The organism is Frankia sp. CoBUL1 (assembly GCF_978021245.1).
The window spans coordinates 1-4,377 of sequence record NZ_CDXDOS010000271.1 but is presented as its reverse complement, the minus strand read 5'-3'; the positions used below and the strand labels follow the sequence as shown (position 1 = coordinate 4,377).

Below are 4,377 nucleotides of genomic sequence, written 5' to 3'. Positions count from 1 at the left end.
AACTTATCTAGGAAAATCCCGCTAGATCCAGCCGGTCGGCCCCCAGGCTTGCGTGGCCCTTTCCGACCATCCGATGACGGCGCGGCGTCCAGGTGGTGTACGGTGCCGCATCGATCGAGATGCGGACGGTCCACCGGAGTCGTGATGTTTGATCATGGCTGTGGCGGGAGTGACACCGCGCCAGCCAGGCGCTGTCTGGCCTGACACGGTTCCGCCCCGTATCCTTCGCTCGGCTCTGGAGATCCGCGTTCCGGCCGGGACCCTTGGATGTGGTGGAGGCACCCGGAAATGCGGATACAGGGCATCGCGTCACCTCAATCTTTGGGGTCACTGCGTACTATAACCAGCCGATGTCCTGAGGTGCCGTGTTTCATGGCTCCTCACGCTCGGTCGAACCCAGGACCGATGGGTTGGCATACCCATTGGGTGAACGACGGCAGGGAAAGGAAGGAGACGCATGGCTCGTGACTTCGACGCTCGGCGAAGCACGGATGTCGAGGAGGACGAGCTCCAGGAACAGAGCCTGGAGACGCTCAAGGCGCAGCGCGCCGGTGCGGCGGCGGACCTGGGGGACGACATGGACGCCCTCGAGGCCGAGCTGGACCTTCCGGATGCGGAGGTGCGCGACGAGGAACTGTCGCTGCGGGTACTTCCCCGGCAGGCCGACGAGTTCACCTGCACTCGATGCTTCCTGGTGCAGCACCGCAGCCAGCTCGCAGACGTCCGTCACGTCGTCTGTTCGGACTGCGCGGCCTGAGGGCCGGGTCCCGGGGCGGGGTGTCCCTCGACGGCGGGCGGTGCGGACCGGTTGCCCGGTTGCCCGGTTGCCTGGTTGCCCGGTCGTCTGAGTAGGCGTACCACTACCTAACGCGAGCTTGTCGCTGGGGGTGGTGCGGATGCTCGACGAACAGTCACCGATGTCCGGTTCCGTCCGGTCCCGTCCTGCCGCATTTGAGGGTCGACGGCCCCTCCGCCCGGAGGATGCCGCTCCCCGTCCCGGGGAGGAGGATCCCGCGGACGGTCCCGAAAGCCTGCCGCTGCTCCTGAACCGGTTCGTCCCCCCGCCGGCCCCGCCGGGTCATGTCGATCGACCACGGCTGCTCGACGCACTCGACGCCGCCACCGTCCTGCCCCTCACGGTGGTGCGGGCTCCGGCCGGCTCGGGCAAGACGGTGCTGGTCGCGGCCTGGGCCGCGGCCCGGCGGGGGGAGACGCCGATCGTGTGGGTGCGGGTCGATCCGGCGGTCGTCCCCGGCCCGCGCGGCGGGGGGCCGGGCCTCCCACTGTGGCCGCAGCTGCTGCACGGGCTGGAACGACACGGTCTGCTCCCGGCCGGTGAGGGCTTTGGGAGCCGGTACGGTCCCGCGGCCGACGATCTTTATGATCGGCGTTACCGATGGCTCGCCAACATCCTCGCCGACCTACCGACGTCCTTCATACTGATCCTCGACGACGTGCATCTGATCACCCGGCGTTCGGACCTCGACGGCCTCGAACTGCTGATCGACGGGGCCGCGGATCGGGCCCGGATCATTCTGATGGGCCGGACGGTGCCCGTGGCGCTGCACCGGCTGCGGGCCGCCGGGTGGATCACCGAGATCGGCCCGACAGATCTCGCCTTCACCCGGGCGGAGGCCACCGCGCTCCTGGGCCGGCAGGAGATCACGGGCCGGCAGGAGATTACGGGCCGGCAGGAGATTACGGGCCGGCAGGAGATCACGGCGTCGCCCGCGACGGTGAGCGGTCTCGTGCACGTCACCGAGGGCTGGGCGGCTGGGCTGCGGCTGGCGGCCGGGGCGCTCGCCGCACGGGAACGACGACCACTGCCGGGGGCGGACGGGCGGTGGGAAGCGGCCGTCGCATCCCCGTCCGGTGGCCTCGGTGACACGGCTGGTTTCTCCGGCGCCGTGGCCGGCCATCCCGCGGTCGCCGATTTCCTGCGGGCCGAGGTGCTAGCCGGTAAGCCGCCGCCGGTACGCCGCTTCCTCCTGCGGATCAGTGTCCTGGAGCGCATGACCGGGCCGCTGACGGACGCCGTCGCGGCCGAGCGGATGGACGCGGGCGTCCTGGCGGCGGCTACCGGCTCGCGTGCCGCGCCGGCACCCACGGTGGGTGCACGGGTGAGCGGGAAGGAAGTTCTGGCGGCACTCGCGCGTGCCGACGGCTTCGTGGTCGAGCTCGACCACGACGGCGGATGGTTCCGCTTTCACCGACTGCTTGCCGCGGTGCTGCGTTCCGCGTTGGCCGCGGACGGCGACGAGGACACCGCTGAGCTTCACTTGCGAGCCGCGATCTGGTTCGCCGCGCACCGTCGGACGACGGACGCGGTACATCACGCCGCGCATGCCGGGGACTGGTGGTACGCGGCCTGTCTGCTCGTCGATGGGCCCGAGATGGTGGACGCCCTGCATGGCGGCGTCGCGGGGTTCAGCCCGATCATGACGGGGATGCCGGACTCCCCGGCCTCGTGGTCGCCGGAGTGCGCCCTGGTCGCCGCCGTGGGCCGGCTGGGCCGGGGACAGGTGGGGGCGGCCACCAGATACCTGCAGGTGGCCCGGGGGAGCATCGCCGCGGCGGTCGTGTCCCGTCGTCGCGCGCTCGCGGTCCGGGCCGATCTCGTCGACCTGCGCCGGGCGGAGCTCGCCGGGGCGTGCGAGGAGATGCTGAGCATCACCCGCCGGTTGCTACGCTCCCCGGGCAGGCCGGGCGCCGTGCCGCAGCCGGTTGGTCCGGTGGTTGCCGGTGTGACGGGGCGGGCGGAGGCCGCGGGGAAGGGCCGGCCACGACCGCCCGCCGACGTGCGGCCGCCGGGAGATCCCCGGTTCCTGCCCGCCGGCCCCGCCGGGGGCGCCGAAGGTCCCGGACGGGAGCCGGCCGGTGTTCGACGTGATCACGTCGGGGGAGACGTGGCCCGCCCCGGCTCCGTCGTCGGTGGGGCCCCGCCGGACCGCCCGGCCGGGATCGTCGCGCGATCGACCGGTGGTGGCGTGGATGGTGGCGTGGATGGTTCCGACATGGTCGCGGCGGCCGTGGCCTGGTGTGCGCGCGGGCGGGCGGAGCTCTGGCTCGGCCGTCCCGACCTGGCGCTGGAGGCGTTGCGGGAGGCGATGACGGCGGCCCGGGATACCGGTCTGCGGACGGTCGAGGCATCGGCGTCCGGGGCGATGGCTCTCGCCTACGTGCTACGAGGTCGGTTGCGGCAGGCCGAGTCCAGCGCGGCAGCGGCGGTCGCCACCGCCGCTGTGATCACTGCCAGCCCGGTCGATCCCACGGTCGTCCCCGCATCCTCGGATGGTCGGACCGACATGCCGGCAGGCCTGGTCGAGGTGCATCTCGCCCATGCGATGGTGGCGGCCGCCCGGGTCGACGACGTGCGCGTCACGCACCATCTCGACCTCGCGCGGATGGCCTTCACCCCGGCGCATCCTCCCTACCTGCTCGATCTGATCGTCGTACTGGAGGCGAGGGCGCGATGCCGGCGTGGGGAGGCGGACGATGTGCGGGCTGCCCGCCGTCTCCTGGCGTCGCGAGGACGACCGGCCGGACCGCCGCTGTGTCTGTCGCTGTGGCGCGCCGCCGAGACCGATCTGCTGATCGCCGTCGGGAACGCCCAGGCTGCCCGGCAGCTGCTGGGACAGCTGGCTGACACCCGCCGGCCGGACCATGCTCTCGCGCTCGCGGCGGCCCGGGCGAACCTCGCGTGCGCTGATCTAGAGGGAGCGGAGCACGCGGTGGCGGCTCTGCTGCGGGCGGACGGTGGCGGAGGCAGTTCGGTGGTGTCGGCATGTGTGGTGGCAGCGGTGGCGGCCGCGCGGCGTGATGACCATGCGCGGGCCACCGACCTGCTGGCGCGTGCCCTCGCGCTCGCCGAGGACGAGGGACTCGCTGGCCCGTTCCTCGAATTCGGCGGCGAACCGTTGGCGATCTTGGATGCCCATCCCGGCCTCTCCGCCGCACATCCGTTCTTCGTGTCGACTCTGCGGGCCATGGCCACGACGGAGTCCGCCGCCGCGGTGAACCCGCGGACGCCGACCGACGGCGGACCGGTCATGGCCGTATCCGGGGCGGGGGTGCCGCCCGTGGGGGCGGCCGGCCTGGAGGTGCCGAGCGGGGGGACGCCGAGCGGAGAGGTGGCGGTGCCCGCGCCCGCGTGGCCGGCCACCCCACGTCGATCCGTCATGAGCGGGCGAATGGCACGTCCGGCCCTCATGACCCCCGCGGCGCGCTCGGCGCCGCCTGACCGTGACAGGCAGGGGGCCGACGTCCCGCGCGGCCCCTCCGGCCCCTCCGGTCCGGCGGGCTACGGCCTTGGGACGGGAACAAGTCCGATCTCCCCAGGGCAGCCGGGGGCGCGTGAGCGCTCACCCGGTTCCAGGG

General features: G+C 72.7%; 2 protein-coding genes. Both read left to right on the top strand.

Features of this window, described 5'->3' with window-relative positions; all coding sequences use genetic code 11:
* The first annotated feature begins 457 nt into the window (after positions 1 to 457).
* Complete coding sequence (locus AC08OX_RS15375) at positions 458 to 757, top strand: DUF4193 family protein (protein WP_011435374.1); 300 nt, start codon at positions 458 to 460, stop codon at positions 755 to 757.
* A 139-nt stretch (positions 758 to 896) separates the two neighbouring features.
* Positions 897 to 4,377: winged helix-turn-helix domain-containing protein (locus tag AC08OX_RS15370; protein ID WP_476608442.1), on the top strand; the 3,481-nt coding region annotated here is incomplete at its 3' end.